Genomic DNA, 14,666 nt, shown 5'->3' on the forward strand with positions numbered 1-14,666 from the left:
TTGCCGGCCACCCGCGGGACGGAGCCGTAGAATCCGGACCCTCATGCCCGTCAGAGCGACCAAGCGCGGCGACGACCGCACCCCCCTCGGCGGCGAGTACGACGTGCTCGTCTGCGGCGCGAGCTTCGCCGGGCTCGCGACGGCCCGCGAGCTGTCCGGCTCCGGGGCCCGGGTGCTGCTGATCGACCGCTACGAGATCGGCGAGAAGCAGACCTCCGCGTGCGCCGCGCCGACCGAGTGGCTCGAGAACCTCGGGCTCACCGGCGCGATCCGCCAGACGTTCGACGACCTCGTCATCCACCGGGCGCGCGCGTTCGGCGGTCGCGACACGACGAAGACCTACCGCTGGCACCTCCCGTGGTCGTTCTCGACGTTCGACTACCGCGAGATCTGCGACCTGCTCAAGGCGCAGTCGCCCGACGTGCCGTTCGAGACCGCGAAGGTCGAGGGCCGCACCGGCGAGACCGTGCACACCGACCGCGGCGACCTGACCGCGCCGCTGATCGTCGACAGCCTCGGCTGGCCGCGCTACCTCAGCGAGTCGGGGCAGCGGGTCACGCCGCCCAACGCGCGCGTCTCCCGCGGCCTGGAGGTCCACCCCCCGGGCTCCGACGAGGACCTCGAGCTGTGGCTCGACCCGAAGTACGTCGAGGCGGGCTACGCCTGGAACTTCCCGGCCGGCGACGAGCTGCGGATCGGCGTCGGCTCGTTCGACCCGCACAAGCACGTCAAGCGCCAGACCGTCGAGCTCGCGCAGGAGCTCGAGAAGCCCGCCGACCGCTGGCAGGGCAACTGGATCCCGCACCAGATGCGCGCCCCGACCGACGGGATCGTGTTCTTCGCCGGGGACAGCGCCGGCCACTGCTTCCCGGTCACCGCCGAGGGCATCCGTCCCGCGCTGTACTTCGGCCTGGCGGCCGGGCGCGAGCTCCGCAAGGTCGTCGAGGGCCGCCAGACCCGCGCGCAGGCGCTCGACCGCTACGCGGCCTTCTGCGACGAGCACCTGTGGGCGTTCCGCTGGCTGCTGCGCACGCAGCACCTCGTCGGCCGGACGAACCGCTACCCGATCCTCGACACCGTGCTGGACGTCATGGACCGCGACCGCGTCATCCACTGGGCGTTCAACCACTACCTCGACATCGCGCCGCCCTCCTACGCGCTGGAGGGCCCGCACGGCGACCGCTTCGTCACGCCGCTCGGCAGCGCCCCGGCCGCACCGCCGGTCGTCGCCGCCGCGTAGCCGGCGATCGCGCCCCGGCGTCCCGCCCGTACCCCGGGCGTGACGCCGACCCGCGCCGACCGCCTCAGCACCCCGCTCGTCGCGCTGGACGCGCCCGCCAACGCGATCAGCGACGTGCTCAACGACGCGATCCCGTGGCTGTGGTGGCCGCTGCGCGTGCCGGCGCGCGACGCGCCACTGACCGCGTCCGCGCACGCGCTCTACGCCGTCCACGGGACCGTCGCGCTGCTCGCCGCGCGTCGGCTGTCGGGCCGGGCGCTGCCGACCGGTGCGTCGCTGGCGCTCGGGCTGCTGTCGTGGCTGTGGTTCACCGGCGCCTGGGACCGGCGTGCGCGGCGGCTGGCGGCGGGGGCCCGCTGATGGCGAAGATGCGCCGCAAGGGCGATCTGCCGTCGAAGGTCTGCGCGACGTGCGGGCGCCCGTTCGCGTGGCGGCGCAAGTGGGCGCGCGACTGGGAGTCGGTGCGCTACTGCTCGGAGCGGTGCCGGCGCACCGGGCCGCGGCAGGACGGCGGCGCGGACGCCTGATCCGCCGTCCGGCTCAGCCGCGCACCACGAGGCCGACCCCGGCGACGAGCAGCACGATCCCGACGACCTTCGTCGCGGTGATCGGCTGCTGCTCGGCCCCGAGCCAGCCGAAGCGGTCGATCAGCACGCTGATCGTCAGCTGCGACGCGATCGTCGCGGCGGTGACCCCGCCGGCCCCGAGCTCGCGGACGGTGACGAGCACCGACGCGACGTAGACGGCGCCGAGCAGCCCGCCGGTCACGTAGTACCAGGGGAGCGTGCGGGCGTCGCGGATGGCGTCCAGGCCGCCGGAGGCGAGCGCCGCGATGCACGCGAGCGCCACCGTGCCCAGCGCGAACGAGAGGAACGCCGCCTGGAACGTGCCGACCGTGCGGCCGAGCGTCGAGTTGATCGGGGCCTGCAGCGCGATCAGGCCGCCGGCGACCACCGTCAGCACGAGGGCCGCCGAGCGGTCCACGCTACTTCGCGTCCAGCCAGGTCGTGCCGACGCCGGGCGCGACCGCCATCGGCGGGTCGTGCGGCCACGGCGCGACCATCTCGCGGATCGCGAGCTCGCGGACGCGGTCCATCTCCTCCGGCGGGCCCTCGAACAGGAGCTCGTCGTGGATCTGCAGGATCAGCCGGGTCGTCAGGCCCTCCTCGCGCAGCGCGCGGTGCGCGCCGATCATCGCGAGCTTGATGACGTCGGCGGCCGTGCCCTGGATGACGGTGTTGACCGCGAGCCGCTCCCCGAGCGTGCGCACCTGGTAGTTGCGCGCCTTCAGCTCCGGGATCTGCCGGCGACGCCCGTACAGCGTCGTGACGTGCCCCTGGTCGGTGGCCTGCTCGATCGTCCCGGTCATGAACGCGTGGACCGCCGGGAACCGCTCGAGGTAGGTGTCGATGAACTCCTTGGCCTCCTCGCGCGGGATGTTCAGCCGGTCCGCGAGCCCGTAGTCGCTGAGGCCGTAGACGATGCCGTAGTTGATCATCTTCGCCTTGGAGCGGTCCATCGGCGTGAGCTCCTCGGCGGGCTTGCCGAAGACCTGCGAGGCGGTCGCGGTGTGGACGTCCTCGCCGCGCAGGAAGATGTCCTTGAGCACCTGCTCGCCCGCCGCGTGGGCGAGCACGCGCAGCTCGACCTGCTCGTAGTCGGCGCTCAGCAGCACCATGCCCTCGGCGGCCTCGAAGCAGCCGCGGATCTCGCGGCCGAGCTCGGTGCGGACGGGGACGTTCTGCATGTTCGGGTTCGTCGAGGAGAGCCGCCCGGTCTGCGCGACGGCCTGCAGGAACGTCGTGTGGATCCGCGACTCCTCGTCGGTGAGGTTCGGCAGCACGTCCAGGTAGGTCTTGGCGAGCTGGTTGAGCTCGCGCCAGCGCTCGATCTTCGGCACCACGGGGTGCTCGTCGCGGATCGCCTGCAGCACGCGGGCGTCCGTGGAGAAGCCGGTCTTGCCGCGCCGCTTGCGCGACAGGCCGAGCTTCTCGAACAGGATCTGCCCGAGCTGCTGCGGGGAGCCGAGCACGAACTCCTCCCCCGCGAGCTCCCAGACCTCGCGCTCCAGCGCGACGATCTCGTCGTGCACCCGCTCGCGGATCGCTGCGAGGCGCGGCTTGTCGAGCTTGACGCCCGCGACCTCCATCGCGCGCAGCACGTCGACGAGCGGCAGCTCGATCTCGTCCATCAGGCCCTGCAGGCCGCGGTCGGCGAGCTGCTCGCGCTGCCAGCCGGCCAGGGCCGCGCAGAGGACGGCGGCGGCGCCCGCCGGGTCCTCGACCGCGGTCCCGAAGCCGCGCTCCTCGCAGAGCTCGGCGAACGGGTAGCCGCGCCGGGCGGGCTCGAGCAGGTAGGCGGCGAGCATCGTGTCGAGCGCGAGGCCGGGCGGCACGAGGCCGAGCTCCTTCGCGTCGTGGGCCACGACCGGCCGGTCGCCCAGGGCGGCGACGAGGTCCTCGGGCCGGGCCGCCTCGCCGACGAGCACATCACGCGCGTCGTCGGCCGTCGGGAAGACGCCGAACCGCCAGGTCGGCTCGGCGGCGAACAGCTCGCCCTCGGCGACCTCGGGGGCGTGCACGGCGATCGCGACCTCGGCGCCCGCGGGGAGCGCCGTGACGTCCTCGAGCGTCGCCTCGCGCACGACGGCGCCGACCTGCGACTCGGTGGGCGCGGCGGGCGCCGCCTCCTCGCTGGAGCCGAGCGCCTCCTCGAGGCGCCGCAGCGGGTCGCGCAGCTCGAACTCGCGGAACACCTCGCGCAGCCGTGAGCGGTCCGGTTCGCGCGCCGCCGCCTCGGTCGGGTCGAGGTCGACCTCGACCTGCCGGTTCATCCGCGCGAGATCGCGGCTGATCCGCGCGTCCTGCGCGTGGTTGGTCAGGTTCTCCTTGCGCTTGGCGCCGCTGATCTCGTCGATCGAGGCGAGCACGGTCTCGAGGTCGCCGAACTGCTGCAGCAGCGTCGCGGCGGTCTTGTCCCCGATCCCCGGGACGCCCGGGATGTTGTCGGAGGTGTCCCCCTTCAATCCGTAGAAGTCGGGGATCAGCTCGGGCGGGATGCCGTACCGGTCGATGACCGCCTGCCGGTCGTAGCTCTTGGTGTCGGTGATGCCGCGGGCGGTGGCCATGATCGTGACGAGGCCGTCGTCGTCGATCAGCTGGAAGGCGTCGCGGTCGCCGGTGACGATCGTCACCGGGACCGGCGGTTCGGCGTGGCGGGCCTTCTCGGCGATCGACGCGATGACGTCGTCGGCCTCGAACCCCTCCACGCGCACGTTCGCGTAGCCGAACGCGTCGACGATCTCCTCGAGGTGCGGCCACTGCTGCTTCAGCAGCGACGGGCGCGAGGTCCGCTGCGCCTTGTAGTCGGGGTAGACCTCCTTGCGGCCCGAGTGCCCGGCGTCCCAGACGACCACGGTGGGCTTCTGGCCGTGCTCGGTCATGATCTTCACGAGCATCGACGCGAAGCCGAAGATCGCGTTCGTCGGGAACCCGGTGGAGGTCGCGATCGACTCGGGGAGCGCGAAGAACGCCCGGTAGGCGAGCGAGTTGCCGTCGATGAGGAACAGGTCGTCGGGCATCACGCCCAACCTAGCGGCCGGGCGTGACCGACCCGGACCGCGCGGCTCAGGCCGATGCGGCGACGCCGGAGCCGGCGAACTCGAACGTGACGCCGGTGAGCGCCTCGCTGGCGTCCCACAGGCGCCGCGCGGCCGCCGGGTCCTGTGCCGCCCCGCTCATGCCGACGAGCTGCGGCGCGCCACGCATCTCCCCCGGGCCGTCCGGCCCGACGTACGCGGCGCCGGGCAGGTCCTGGGTCGCCGCGTAGAGCGTCGGCAGCGCGCCCCGCTCGGGCGACTGCGCGACGACGCGGTTGAGCAGGCCCATGACGCGGTCCTGGACGGTCTCGGTGTGCGCCTGCAGCCCCGTCGCCGCGTAGCCGGGGTGCGCGGCGACCGCGCGGACCGGCGCGTCGGCGGCGGCGAGGCGGCGCTGCAGCTCGAGCGTGAACAGCAGGTTCGCGAGCTTCGACCGCGCGTAGGCCTTCCAGCGGTGGTAGCCGCGCTCCCACATGAGGTCGTCGAAGTCCATCGTCCCGAGGCGGTGGAAGCCGCTGGAGACGGTGACGACGCGGTCCGTGATCCGCCCGAGCAGCAGGCCGGTGAGCGCGAAGTGGCCGAGGTGGTTGGTGCCGAGCTGCATCTCGAACCCGTCGGCGGTCAGCCGGTAGGGCAGCGCCATCACGCCCGCGTTGTTGACGAGGACGTCGATCGGGCCATCGAGCCCGTCGACGAAGCCGCGCACCGACCCGAGGTCCGCGAGGTCGAGCGCGCGGACGTCCACCTCCCCCGTCATCGTCGCGGCGGCGGCGCGCCCCCGCTCGAAGCTGCGGCAGGCCAGCACGACCCGGGCGCCCGCGCGCGCGAGCTCCCGCGCCGTGACGAGTCCGATCCCGCTGTTGGCCCCGGTGACGACGACGGTCCGCCCGTCCTGTCGCGGCAGGTCCGCCGCGGTCCATGCGCTCATCCCTGGACCGTATCGACCGGGAACGTCCGCGATCACGGACGCTTGTACAGTTCGCCGCCCATGAGCGTCACCCCATCCGCCCAGTACAGCCTCACGATCCGCGTCGAGATCGCGCACAAGCCGGGCATGCTGGGCCGCGTGGCGTCGGCGATCGGCGACGCCGGCGGCGTCATCGGGGCGGTCGACCTCGTCGAGGTCGCCGACGAGACGCTGGTGCGCGACATCACCGTCGACGCCGCGGGCCCCGACCACTGGGACGCGATCACCGCCGCGATCGAGGGCCTCGACGGCGCGCACGTGGTCGACACGACCGACCGCACCTTCCTCATGCACGTCGGCGGCAAGATCGAGCAGGCGAACAAGGCGCCGCTGAAGACCCGCGACGACCTCTCGATGGCGTACACGCCGGGCGTCGCACGCGTCTGCCAGGCCATCGCGGACGACCGCGACAAGGCGTTCCAGTACACGATCAAGCGCAACACGGTGGCCGTCGTCAGCGACGGCACCGCGGTCCTGGGCATGGGCGACATCGGCCCCGAGGCCGCGATGCCCGTGATGGAGGGCAAGGCCTGCCTGTTCAAGGAGTTCGCAGGCGTCGACGCGTTCCCGATCTGCCTCGACACGAAGGACACGGACGAGATCGTCCGCACGGTCAAGCTGCTCGCGCCGACCTTCGGCGGCGTGAACCTCGAGGACATCTCGGCGCCGCGCTGCTTCGAGATCGAGGACCGGCTGAAGGCCGAGCTCGACATCCCGGTCTTCCACGACGACCAGCACGGCACCGCGATCGTGACGCTCGCCGCCCTGCTGAACGCGTGCAAGATCACCGGCCGCGACCTCATGGACCTGCGCGTGCTCGTGACCGGGCTCGGTGCCGCCGGCGTCGCGGTCACGAAGATCCTCATGGAGGCGGGCGTGCGCCACGTCATCGGCGCGGACTCGCGCGGCGTCGTGAGCACCGAGCGCGCCGACTACCAGGACGGCTCGATGAACAGCATGAAGCGCTGGTACGCCGAGCACTCCAACCCGGAGAAGATCACCGGCACCCCGGCCGACGCGATCGACGGCTGCGACCTCTTCATCGGCCTCTCCGGCGCCCGCATCTTCCCGGCCGAGACGCTCGCGAAGATGAACCGGGACGCGATGGTGTTCGCGATGGCGAACCCGAACCCGGAGGTCTCCCCCGAGGAGGCCGCGCCGTACGCGCGGATCATCGCCACCGGCCGCAGCGACTATCCCAACCAGATCAACAACGTGCTGGCCTTCCCCGGGATCTTCCGCGGCGCGCTGGACGTCCGCGCCCAGCAGATCACCGAGGAGATGAAGATGGCCGCGGCGCGCGCGATCGCCCAGATCATCCCCGACAGCGAGCTGCGCGAGGACTACATCGTCCCCTCGGTGTTCAACCGCGAGGTCGCCCCGGCGGTCGCCGAGGCCGTCGCGCAGGAGGCCCGCCGCACCGGCGCGGCGCGCGTCGACGACCACGCGATCGGCTTCGCGGCCGGCGACGTGGACCGGCTGCTGTCCTGAGCGGGACGGTCTGAGCCGGGCGCGTCCGCGCTCCGTACCCTGGGCGTGAACATCACCACTCCCAGGAGCTGCTGAACATGAAGGTCACCGTCACCGGCGCGAGCGGCCTCATCGGCACGAAGCTCGTCGCCGCCCTGAAGGCCCGCGGCGACGACGTGCTCGTCCTCTCGCGCTCCCCCGAGAAGACCTCCGAGAAGCTCGGCGTGCCCGCGCTGGCCTGGGACCTTTTGGCCGGCCCGCCGCCGGCCGAGGCCGTCGACGGCCGCGACGCGATCGTCCACCTCGCCGGCGAGCCGGTCGCGCAGCGCTGGAACGCCCAGCGCAAGCAGGCGATCCTCGAGTCCCGCGAGACCGGCACCCGCAACCTCGTCGCGGGCATCGCCGCGGCGACCGCCAAGCCGTCCGTCCTCGTGTCCTCGTCGGCCGTCGGCTACTACGGCAAGCACGGCGACGAGAAGGTCCCCGAGTCCTCCCCCGCCGGCGACGACTTCCTCGCCGACGTCTGCGTGCGCTGGGAGCAGGAGGCCGAGAAGGCGTCCGCCGCCGGCGTGCGGGTCGTGCTGCTGCGCACGGGCGTCGTGCTCGACCAGGCGGGCGGCGCGCTCAAGACGATGCTGCCGCCGTTCAAGGCGGGCGTCGGCGGCCCGGTCGCGGGCGGCAAGCAGTACATGCCGTGGATCCACGTCGACGACATCGTCGGCCTGTACCTCAAGGCGCTCGACGACAGCGCGTGGAGCGGCGCGTACAACGGCAGCGCCCCCGAGCCGGTCACGAACAAGGCGTTCTCCAAGACGCTCGGGAAGGTCCTGAAGCGTCCCGCGTTCTCGCCCGTCCCGGCGTTCGCGCTGCGGATCCTCTACGGCCAGATGGCCGAGATCGTCACCGAGGGGCAGCGCGCCGTGCCCGAGCGGCCGCTGGCGGAGGGCTACAGCTTCCGCCACACGGACCTGCAGGCGGCCCTCGCCGACGCGCTCGGCAAGGGCTGAGCCACCCGCGTCGCGGTCCCGTCGCCTCCAGGGCGACGGGATCCGGCCGCGCCCGCCGGATCGCTCAGGCGGGCTCGAGCCCCAGGCCGGTGCCGGACTCGGCCCCGACCTCGTCGTCCTCGTCCGGCGACTCGTGCGCCTCGAGGTCCGAGGCGCGGATCCGGTCGACGCCGGCCGCCGCGTACGCGTCGTCCTCGTCGAGCGTCTCGCGCCGCAGCAGCTCGCGCGTCAGCGACTCGAGCTGGTCGCGGTGCTCGGTCAGCAGCATCGTCACGTCGTGGTGCGCCGTGTCGACGATCCGCCGGACCTCCTGGTCGATGAGCTCCTGCGTGGCCTGCGACACCTGGCTGGCCCCGGGGAGCAGCATGCCCTGGGCCTCGCGCGGCTCGACCGCGACCGGCCCGATCGCCTCGCTCATGCCCCAGCGCGTCACCATGCCGCGCGCGATCCCGGTCAGGTGCTGGATGTCGGACTCGGCCCCGGCGGTGATCGTGTCGTACACGACCTCCTCGGCGACCCGGCCGCCCAGCGCGACGAGGATCTTCCCGCGCAGGTACTGCTGGTCGTAGTTGTAGACGTCGCTCTCCGGCGCCGAGACCGTGACGCCGAGCGCCTGGCCGCGCGGGATGATCGAGACCTTGCGGACCGGGTCCGCGCCCGGGGTGAGCATGCCGACCAGCGCGTGGCCCGCCTCGTGGTAGGCGGTCCGCTCGCGCTCCGCGTCGCTCATCACGACGCCGCGCTCGGTGCCCAGCAGGATCTTCTCCAGCGCGTCGGTGATGTCCGACATGACGATCGTCTCGTGCTCGCGGCGCGCGGCGAGCAGCGCGGCCTCGTTGACGAGGTTCGCGAGGTCCGCGCCGACCATGCCCGGGGTCGTGGCGGCGACCGCCTCGAGGTCCACGGAGTCGTCGAGCGGCATGCCGCGCGTGTGCACCTTCAGGATCGCCTGGCGCCCCACGACGTCCGGCGGCGCGATCTCGACCCGGCGGTCGAACCGCCCCGCGCGCAGCAGCGCGGCGTCGAGCACGTCCGGCCGGTTCGTCGCCGCCAGCACCACGACACCGGCGGAGGGGTCGAAGCCGTCCATCTCGGTGAGGATCTGGTTGAGCGTCTGCTCGCGCTCGTCGTGCCCGCCGCCACCGAAGCCGCCGCCACCCGACCGCGAGCGGCCGATCGCGTCGATCTCGTCGATGAAGATGATCGCCGGGGCGGCCTTCTTGGCCTGGTCGAACAGGTCGCGCACGCGCGAGGCGCCGACGCCCACGATCATCTCGATGAACTCCGACGCCGACGCCGTGAAGAACGCGGCGTTCGCCTCGCCCGCGGTGGCGCGCGCCAGCAGCGTCTTGCCGGTGCCGGGCCGGCCGGACAGCAGCACGCCCTTCGGCACGCGCGCGCCGAGCTTCTTGTAGCGGTCGGGGTTCTTGAGCATGTCGACGATCTCCGACAGCTCGCGCTTGACCTCGTCGATGCCGGCGACGTCCGCGAACGTCGTGCGGATCTGCTCCTCCCCCACGCGCTTGGCCTTCGAGCGGCCGAACGCGGCCATCGGCCCGCTCTGCCCCTGGGCGGCGCGGCGCATGAGGTAGAGGAAGCCACCGAGCAGCAGCAGCGTCGGGAGCAGCGCGACCATGAGGTTCGCCAGCAGGCTGCGGCCCTGGCGCGGCGGCGACGCGTTGATCTCGACGTTCTTCTCCAGCAGCAGCGCCGAGAGCTTGTCGGCGTCGGCGAACGTCGGGATCTCGGTGGAGAACCGCGCGGTCGGCCCCGCCTCGCCCGGCGGGTCGACGTCCTTCTTGAACTCCCCGCTCAGGGTCTCGCCGCGCGAGGAGATCGACTGCACGTTGCCGCGGTCGAGCTGGAGCAGGAACGTCGGGTTGTAGGAGATCCGCGTCGGGCGGTCCGCCCCGGGCAGCAGCGTCGTGAGGAAGAAGTTCAGCGCGAACAGCGCCAGCAGGATGATCCCGAAGCGCCGCCAGGAGATGCCGCTCTTCATCGGCCCCTTCGGCGGCGGACCGCCGCGACCGTCGGGCGCCGGGCTCACGCGCCAGGGCGGCTTCTCCTGCTCGCCCGGACGCTCGCGCGGGACCGGGGTCCGCGGCCGCTGCCCCGTCTGGGTGTCGTTGGCGGCGCTGCGGCTGCCGCTGGTCGGATCGGAAGGCTCGGGCATCGCTCGTCACCAATGGTACGGAGCAGGGAGGTCGGGGTCCCACGGTTCCCCTGCGCCGGTGCGGCTGGCGCCGTCCGCGCGACCCTGCCACGTTGTCGAAGCGGCCCCGACCGAACGGGGTTGCGCTGGGTGGGCGGGTCGTTAGAGTGCCCGGATCGCGCCCCGCTGGGGCGCCCGAATTCGATCGTTGGAGGCGCGTGTGCGCGCAAGCCCGGCGGTGCTCCTCGCGCTGCTCTTGACGTTCATCGCGGTCCAGGCCAGCCCTGCCGCAGCATCATCAGAGGACTCGATCGCCGTCACCGGCACGCTGCTGGACACCCGTTCGACACCGCCCAAGCCGGTGCCCAACGTCCAGCTGAGCGTCGACAGCGGCGGCCAGCAGATCGCGCAGACCCGCTCCGGCGCCGACGGCGCGTTCACGATGCCGCTGCCCGGCTCGGCCGACGACCTGCTCGGTGAGACCATCACGGTCAAGCTCGACACCGCGACGCTGCCGTCCGGCACCGAGCTGACGGAGAAGAACAAGACCTCGTTCGAGATCGTCGTCAAGACGAACGCGGACATCCCGATCAGCTACCGGATCGGCCCGGAGGCCCCCGCCGGCCCGTCCGGGCTGACGAAGGCCGCGCAGTCCTTCATCAACGGGATCTTCCTCGGGCTGCTGCTCGCGGTCACCGCGATCGGCCTGTCGCTCGTCTTCGGCACCACCGGCCTGACGAACTTCGCCCACGGCGAGCTCATCACGTTCGGCGCCCTGATGGCCTACTTCTTCCAGGACTCCTTCAGCTGGGCGTTCATCCCGGCGCTGCTCATCGCGGTGCTGCTGTCGGGGGTGTTCGGCTACGCCAACGACAAGGTGCTGTGGAAACCGCTGCGCGACCGCGGCACCGGGCTGATCGCGATGATGATCGTCAGCATCGGCCTCGCGATCTTCCTGCGCAACGTCTTCCAGTACCTGTTCGACGCCGACAACCACCAGTACACCGACGTGCCGATCCCGCGCGAGCCGTGGCAGATCGGCTCGATCGACATCTCGCAGCGCACGTTCTGGACCGGCCTGATCTGCGTCGTCATCCTGCTCGCGGTCTCGCTCGCGGTGCAGCGCACGCGGCTGGGCAAGGCGACCCGCGCCGTCTCGGACAACCCGTCGCTGGCGGCCTCCTCGGGCATCGACGTCAACGGCGTCATCCGCACGATCTGGATCTTCGGCGGAGCGCTCGCCGGCCTCGGCGGCATCCTCTGGGGCATGAACTACGGCTTCGACTACCAGGTCGGGTTCAAGATCCTGCTCGCCGTGTTCGCCGCCGTCACCCTCGGCGGCCTGGGCACCATCTGGGGGACGATGGTCGGCGCATTGATCATCGGCATCCTCACCGAGATGTCCACGCTCGTGATCGCGCCCGAGCTGAAGTACGTGACACCGCTCGTGGTGCTCATCCTGATGCTGTTGATCCGACCCCAGGGCCTGCTCGGCCGAGCCGAGCGCGTCGGCTAGAAAGAGGAACGTGCGATGAGCTGGATGGACGTCCTCTCCGGAGCGATCGAGCAGGCCCTCGGGCCGCAGGCGATCGTCTTCTGCCTGGCCGCGATCGGCCTGAACATCCACTTCGGATACACCGGCCTGCTGAACTTCGGTCAGGCGGCCTTCATGATGGTCGGCGGCTACGCCATGGCCTCGCTGGTGCAGACCTGGGGGTGGAACCTCTGGGTCAGCATCGTCGTCGGCCTGCTGCTGAGCATCGTGCTCGCGCTCGCGCTCGGCGTCCCGACGTTGCGGCTGCGCGCCGACTACCTCGCGATCGCCACGATCGCCGCGGCCGAGGCGATCAGACAGACGCTCGGCGCCTCGAGTCTCAACGACCAGTTCGGCGGGCAGGACGGCCGTTTCGGGTTCGCCGACTCGATGAAGGACATCAACCCGATCTCGAGCAACGTCGACATCTTCGGCTTCCTCGAGTTCCGCAACTACGACTTCTTCATCATGCTCGTCGGCTGGTCGCTGGTGGCCGTGCTGTGCGTGCTCGTGTTCCTGCTGATGCGCAGCCCCTGGGGCCGCGTGCTGAAGTCGATCCGCGAGGACGAGGACGCCGTGCGCAGCCTCGGCAAGAACGTCTTCGGCTTCAAGATGCAGGCGCTCGTGATCGGCGGCATGATCGGCGCGCTCGCCGGCATGATGAGCGGCCTGGCGACCGACAACGTCGCCCCGTCGGACTTCGCGACCGACACGACGTTCTTCACCTACACCGTGCTGCTGATCGGCGGCGCGGCACGCGTGCTCGGCCCGGTGGCCGGCGCCCTGATCTTCTGGTTCTTCCTCAACGGGCTGGACCTGTTCTTCGACAAGGCGACCGGACCGGACGGGTTCATCCCCGAGGCGATCATGTCGCCCGACCAGGCGAGCCTCATGCGCCTGATCGTCATGGGCCTGGTGCTGATGCTGTTGATGATCTTCCGCCCGCAGGGCATCTTCGGAGACCGAAAGGAGCTGGCGATCGATGGCCGCTGAGCCGACCGCCGAGAGGACCGACGCGATCCTCGTCGCGGACAACGTCAGCCGCACGTTCGGGGGCCTCGCGGCCGTCGACGTCGAGCACTTCGAGATCCAGCGGGGCAAGATCACCGCCCTCATCGGGCCCAACGGCGCGGGGAAGACGACGTTCTTCAACCTGCTCACCGGCTTCGACGAGCCCGACACCGGCACCTGGGCGTTCAACGGCCAGCAGCTCGCGGGCGTCCCGCCGCACAAGGTCGCCCGCCGGGGCATGGTCCGGACGTTCCAGCTGACGAAGGTGCTGTCGCGCCTGACCGTCATCGAGAACATGCGCCTGGGCGCGACCGGGCAGCGCGGCGAGCGGCTGCTGCCGAGCCTCGTGAAGAGCCTGTGGTCCGGCGAGGAGGACGCGAACACCAAGCGCGCGGACGAGCTGCTCCAGCGGTTCAAGCTCGACGCCAAGCGCGAGGACTTCGCCGGCTCGCTCTCGGGCGGGCAGCGCAAGCTGCTGGAGATGGCCCGCGCGCTGATGGTCGACCCGGAGCTGATCATGCTCGACGAGCCGATGGCGGGCGTGAACCCGGCGCTGAAGCAGTCGCTGCTCGGCCACGTGAAGTCGCTGCGCGACGAGGGCCGCACCGTCCTGTTCGTCGAGCACGACATGGACATGGTCCGGGACATCTCCGACTGGGTCGTCGTCATGGCGGCCGGGAAGATCGTCTCCGAGGGCCCGCCGGACACCGTGATGTCCGACCCGGCGGTCATCGACGCCTACCTCGGCGCGCACCACGACATGGACCTCGACGGCGAGGCCGAGGCGACGATCCTCGCCGACGCCGAGGCCGAACTCGAAGAGCAGATCGCCGAGCAGGAGAGCGAGAAGAGCGAATGACCGTCGACGTCACCTCTCCCGAGGGCGCGCTGCTGCGCGCGGACAACCTCATCGCCGGCTACCTGCCGGGCGTGAACATCCTCAACGGTGCGAGCCTGCACTGCCACGAGGGCGAGCTCATCGGGATCATCGGTCCCAACGGCGCGGGCAAGTCCACGTTCCTGAAGGCGCTGTTCGGGCTCGTGAACATCCACGAGGGGACCGTCACCCTGCGCGGCGAGAGCATCACCGGGCTGCGCGCCGACAAGCTCGTCGCCGCGGGCGTCGGGTTCGTGCCGCAGACGAACAACGTCTTCCCGTCGCTGACGGTCGGCGAGAACCTCGAGATGGGCGTGTACCTCGACCCGTCGAAGTTCGAGCAGCAGTACGCGTACGTCAGCGAGATCTTCCCCCGCCTGGCCGAGCGGCGCGACCAGCGCGCCGGCTCGCTGTCCGGCGGCGAGCGCCAGATGGTCGCGATGGGCCGCGCGCTGATGATGAGCCCGTCGGTGCTGCTGCTGGACGAGCCGTCCGCCGGCCTCTCCCCCGCCCTGCAGGACGAGGTGTTCCTGCGCACGAAGACCATCAACGAGGCGGGCGTCTCGGTGATCATGGTCGAGCAGAACGCGCGCCGCTGCCTGCAGGTCTGCGATCGCGGCTACGTCCTGGACCAGGGCAAGGACGCCTACACGGCCAGCGGCCGCCAGCTCATGAACGACCCGAAGGTCATCGAGCTGTACCTCGGCACGCTCGCCAAGAGCGTCTCCTAGCCGCGCTCGCGGCCCCCGCTTCCCGCGCCCCGGCCCGCTCCCGCGGTCCGGGGCGCCGTCGCGTCCGGGGCCGGGAACG

At 71.6% G+C, this 14,666-nt stretch carries 13 protein-coding genes; 9 read left to right on the top strand and 4 right to left on the bottom strand.

Features of this window, described 5'->3' with window-relative positions:
* The first annotated feature begins 43 nt into the window (after nucleotides 1–43).
* Genes C7Y72_RS14655 through C7Y72_RS14665 form a run of 3 tightly spaced genes read left to right on the top strand, consistent with a single transcriptional unit; the run spans nucleotide 44 to nucleotide 1,767 of the window.
* Nucleotides 44–1,240: an FAD-dependent oxidoreductase gene (locus C7Y72_RS14655; RefSeq protein ID WP_107569940.1), complete on the top strand. Its 1,197-nt coding sequence runs from the start codon at nucleotides 44–46 to the stop codon at nucleotides 1,238–1,240.
* 39 nt (nucleotides 1,241–1,279) lie between these two features.
* Nucleotides 1,280–1,600, top strand: a complete 321-nt coding sequence (locus tag C7Y72_RS14660; protein ID WP_107569941.1) for a hypothetical protein — start codon at nucleotides 1,280–1,282, stop codon at nucleotides 1,598–1,600.
* Nucleotides 1,600–1,767 carry a DUF2256 domain-containing protein gene (locus C7Y72_RS14665; RefSeq protein WP_199223981.1) on the top strand — a complete coding sequence of 56 codons (168 nt, stop codon included), beginning with the start codon at nucleotides 1,600–1,602 and terminating at the stop codon, nucleotides 1,765–1,767. The genes C7Y72_RS14660 and C7Y72_RS14665 overlap by 1 nt, the downstream gene beginning before the upstream one ends.
* Nucleotides 1,768–1,780: 13 nt before the next feature.
* On the opposite strand, the gene C7Y72_RS14670 is transcribed toward C7Y72_RS14665, so the two are convergent.
* The 3 genes from C7Y72_RS14670 to C7Y72_RS14680 are packed head-to-tail and all read right to left on the bottom strand — an operon-like array spanning nucleotide 1,781 to nucleotide 5,766.
* Entirely contained in the window at nucleotides 1,781–2,224 is a 444-nt protein-coding gene (locus C7Y72_RS14670; RefSeq protein ID WP_107569942.1) for a DMT family transporter, read from the bottom strand.
* A gap of 1 nt (nucleotide 2,225) precedes the next feature.
* Entirely contained in the window at nucleotides 2,226–4,820 is a 2,595-nt protein-coding gene (polA, locus tag C7Y72_RS14675) for a DNA polymerase I (RefSeq protein WP_107569943.1), read from the bottom strand.
* Between the two features lie 46 nt (nucleotides 4,821–4,866).
* Nucleotides 4,867–5,766: an oxidoreductase gene (locus tag C7Y72_RS14680; protein WP_107569944.1), complete on the bottom strand. Its 900-nt coding sequence runs from the start codon at nucleotides 5,764–5,766 to the stop codon at nucleotides 4,867–4,869.
* 60 nt (nucleotides 5,767–5,826) lie between these two features.
* On the opposite strand from C7Y72_RS14680, the gene C7Y72_RS14685 reads away from it, so the two are divergent.
* The gene (locus C7Y72_RS14685) at nucleotides 5,827–7,296 is read left to right on the top strand and encodes an NAD-dependent malic enzyme (RefSeq protein ID WP_107569945.1); all 1,470 of its coding nucleotides are present in this window, start codon (nucleotides 5,827–5,829) and stop codon (nucleotides 7,294–7,296) included.
* 77 nt (nucleotides 7,297–7,373) lie between these two features.
* Entirely contained in the window at nucleotides 7,374–8,282 is a 909-nt protein-coding gene (locus tag C7Y72_RS14690) for a TIGR01777 family oxidoreductase (RefSeq protein ID WP_107570375.1), read from the top strand.
* 64 nt (nucleotides 8,283–8,346) lie between these two features.
* On the opposite strand, the gene ftsH is transcribed toward C7Y72_RS14690, so the two are convergent.
* Nucleotides 8,347–10,455: an ATP-dependent zinc metalloprotease FtsH gene (gene ftsH / locus C7Y72_RS14695; protein ID WP_230316065.1), complete on the bottom strand. Its 2,109-nt coding sequence runs from the start codon at nucleotides 10,453–10,455 to the stop codon at nucleotides 8,347–8,349.
* 199 nt (nucleotides 10,456–10,654) lie between these two features.
* Between ftsH and C7Y72_RS14700 the strand changes: the two genes are divergently transcribed.
* Genes C7Y72_RS14700 through C7Y72_RS14715 form a run of 4 tightly spaced genes read left to right on the top strand, consistent with a single transcriptional unit; the run spans nucleotide 10,655 to nucleotide 14,587 of the window.
* Nucleotides 10,655–11,950: a branched-chain amino acid ABC transporter permease gene (locus tag C7Y72_RS14700; RefSeq protein ID WP_146175396.1), complete on the top strand. Its 1,296-nt coding sequence runs from the start codon at nucleotides 10,655–10,657 to the stop codon at nucleotides 11,948–11,950.
* Nucleotides 11,951–11,965: 15 nt separating this feature from the next.
* The gene (locus C7Y72_RS14705; protein WP_107569947.1) at nucleotides 11,966–12,961 is read left to right on the top strand and encodes a branched-chain amino acid ABC transporter permease; all 996 of its coding nucleotides are present in this window, start codon (nucleotides 11,966–11,968) and stop codon (nucleotides 12,959–12,961) included.
* The gene (locus C7Y72_RS14710) at nucleotides 12,951–13,838 is read left to right on the top strand and encodes an ABC transporter ATP-binding protein (protein WP_107569948.1); all 888 of its coding nucleotides are present in this window, start codon (nucleotides 12,951–12,953) and stop codon (nucleotides 13,836–13,838) included. Before C7Y72_RS14705 ends, C7Y72_RS14710 begins: the two co-directional genes overlap by 11 nt.
* On the top strand, nucleotides 13,835–14,587 hold the full coding sequence (locus C7Y72_RS14715) for an ABC transporter ATP-binding protein (RefSeq protein WP_107569949.1): 753 nt from the start codon (nucleotides 13,835–13,837) through the stop codon (nucleotides 14,585–14,587). Before C7Y72_RS14710 ends, C7Y72_RS14715 begins: the two co-directional genes overlap by 4 nt.
* Nucleotides 14,588–14,666: the final 79 nt, after the last annotated feature.

Source organism: Paraconexibacter algicola (assembly GCF_003044185.1).
Classification (GTDB): domain Bacteria; phylum Actinomycetota; class Thermoleophilia; order Solirubrobacterales; family Solirubrobacteraceae; genus Paraconexibacter; species Paraconexibacter algicola.

Excerpts from the sequence above, each read along its gene's own strand:
- C7Y72_RS14655 (WP_107569940.1), top strand. The coding sequence starts at position 44 with ATGCCCGTCAGAGCGACCAAGCGCGGCGACGACCGCACCCCCCTCGGC.
- C7Y72_RS14665 (WP_199223981.1), top strand. The coding sequence starts at position 1,600 with ATGGCGAAGATGCGCCGCAAGGGCGATCTGCCGTCGAAGGTCTGCGCG.
- polA (WP_107569943.1), bottom strand. The coding sequence starts at position 4,820 with ATGCCCGACGACCTGTTCCTCATCGACGGCAACTCGCTCGCCTACCGG.
- C7Y72_RS14680 (WP_107569944.1), bottom strand. The coding sequence starts at position 5,766 with ATGAGCGCATGGACCGCGGCGGACCTGCCGCGACAGGACGGGCGGACC.
- C7Y72_RS14685 (WP_107569945.1), top strand. The coding sequence starts at position 5,827 with ATGAGCGTCACCCCATCCGCCCAGTACAGCCTCACGATCCGCGTCGAG.
- C7Y72_RS14690 (WP_107570375.1), top strand. The coding sequence starts at position 7,374 with ATGAAGGTCACCGTCACCGGCGCGAGCGGCCTCATCGGCACGAAGCTC.
- ftsH (WP_230316065.1), bottom strand. The coding sequence starts at position 10,455 with ATGCCCGAGCCTTCCGATCCGACCAGCGGCAGCCGCAGCGCCGCCAAC.
- C7Y72_RS14705 (WP_107569947.1), top strand. The coding sequence starts at position 11,966 with ATGAGCTGGATGGACGTCCTCTCCGGAGCGATCGAGCAGGCCCTCGGG.
- C7Y72_RS14710 (WP_107569948.1), top strand. The coding sequence starts at position 12,951 with ATGGCCGCTGAGCCGACCGCCGAGAGGACCGACGCGATCCTCGTCGCG.
- C7Y72_RS14715 (WP_107569949.1), top strand. The coding sequence starts at position 13,835 with ATGACCGTCGACGTCACCTCTCCCGAGGGCGCGCTGCTGCGCGCGGAC.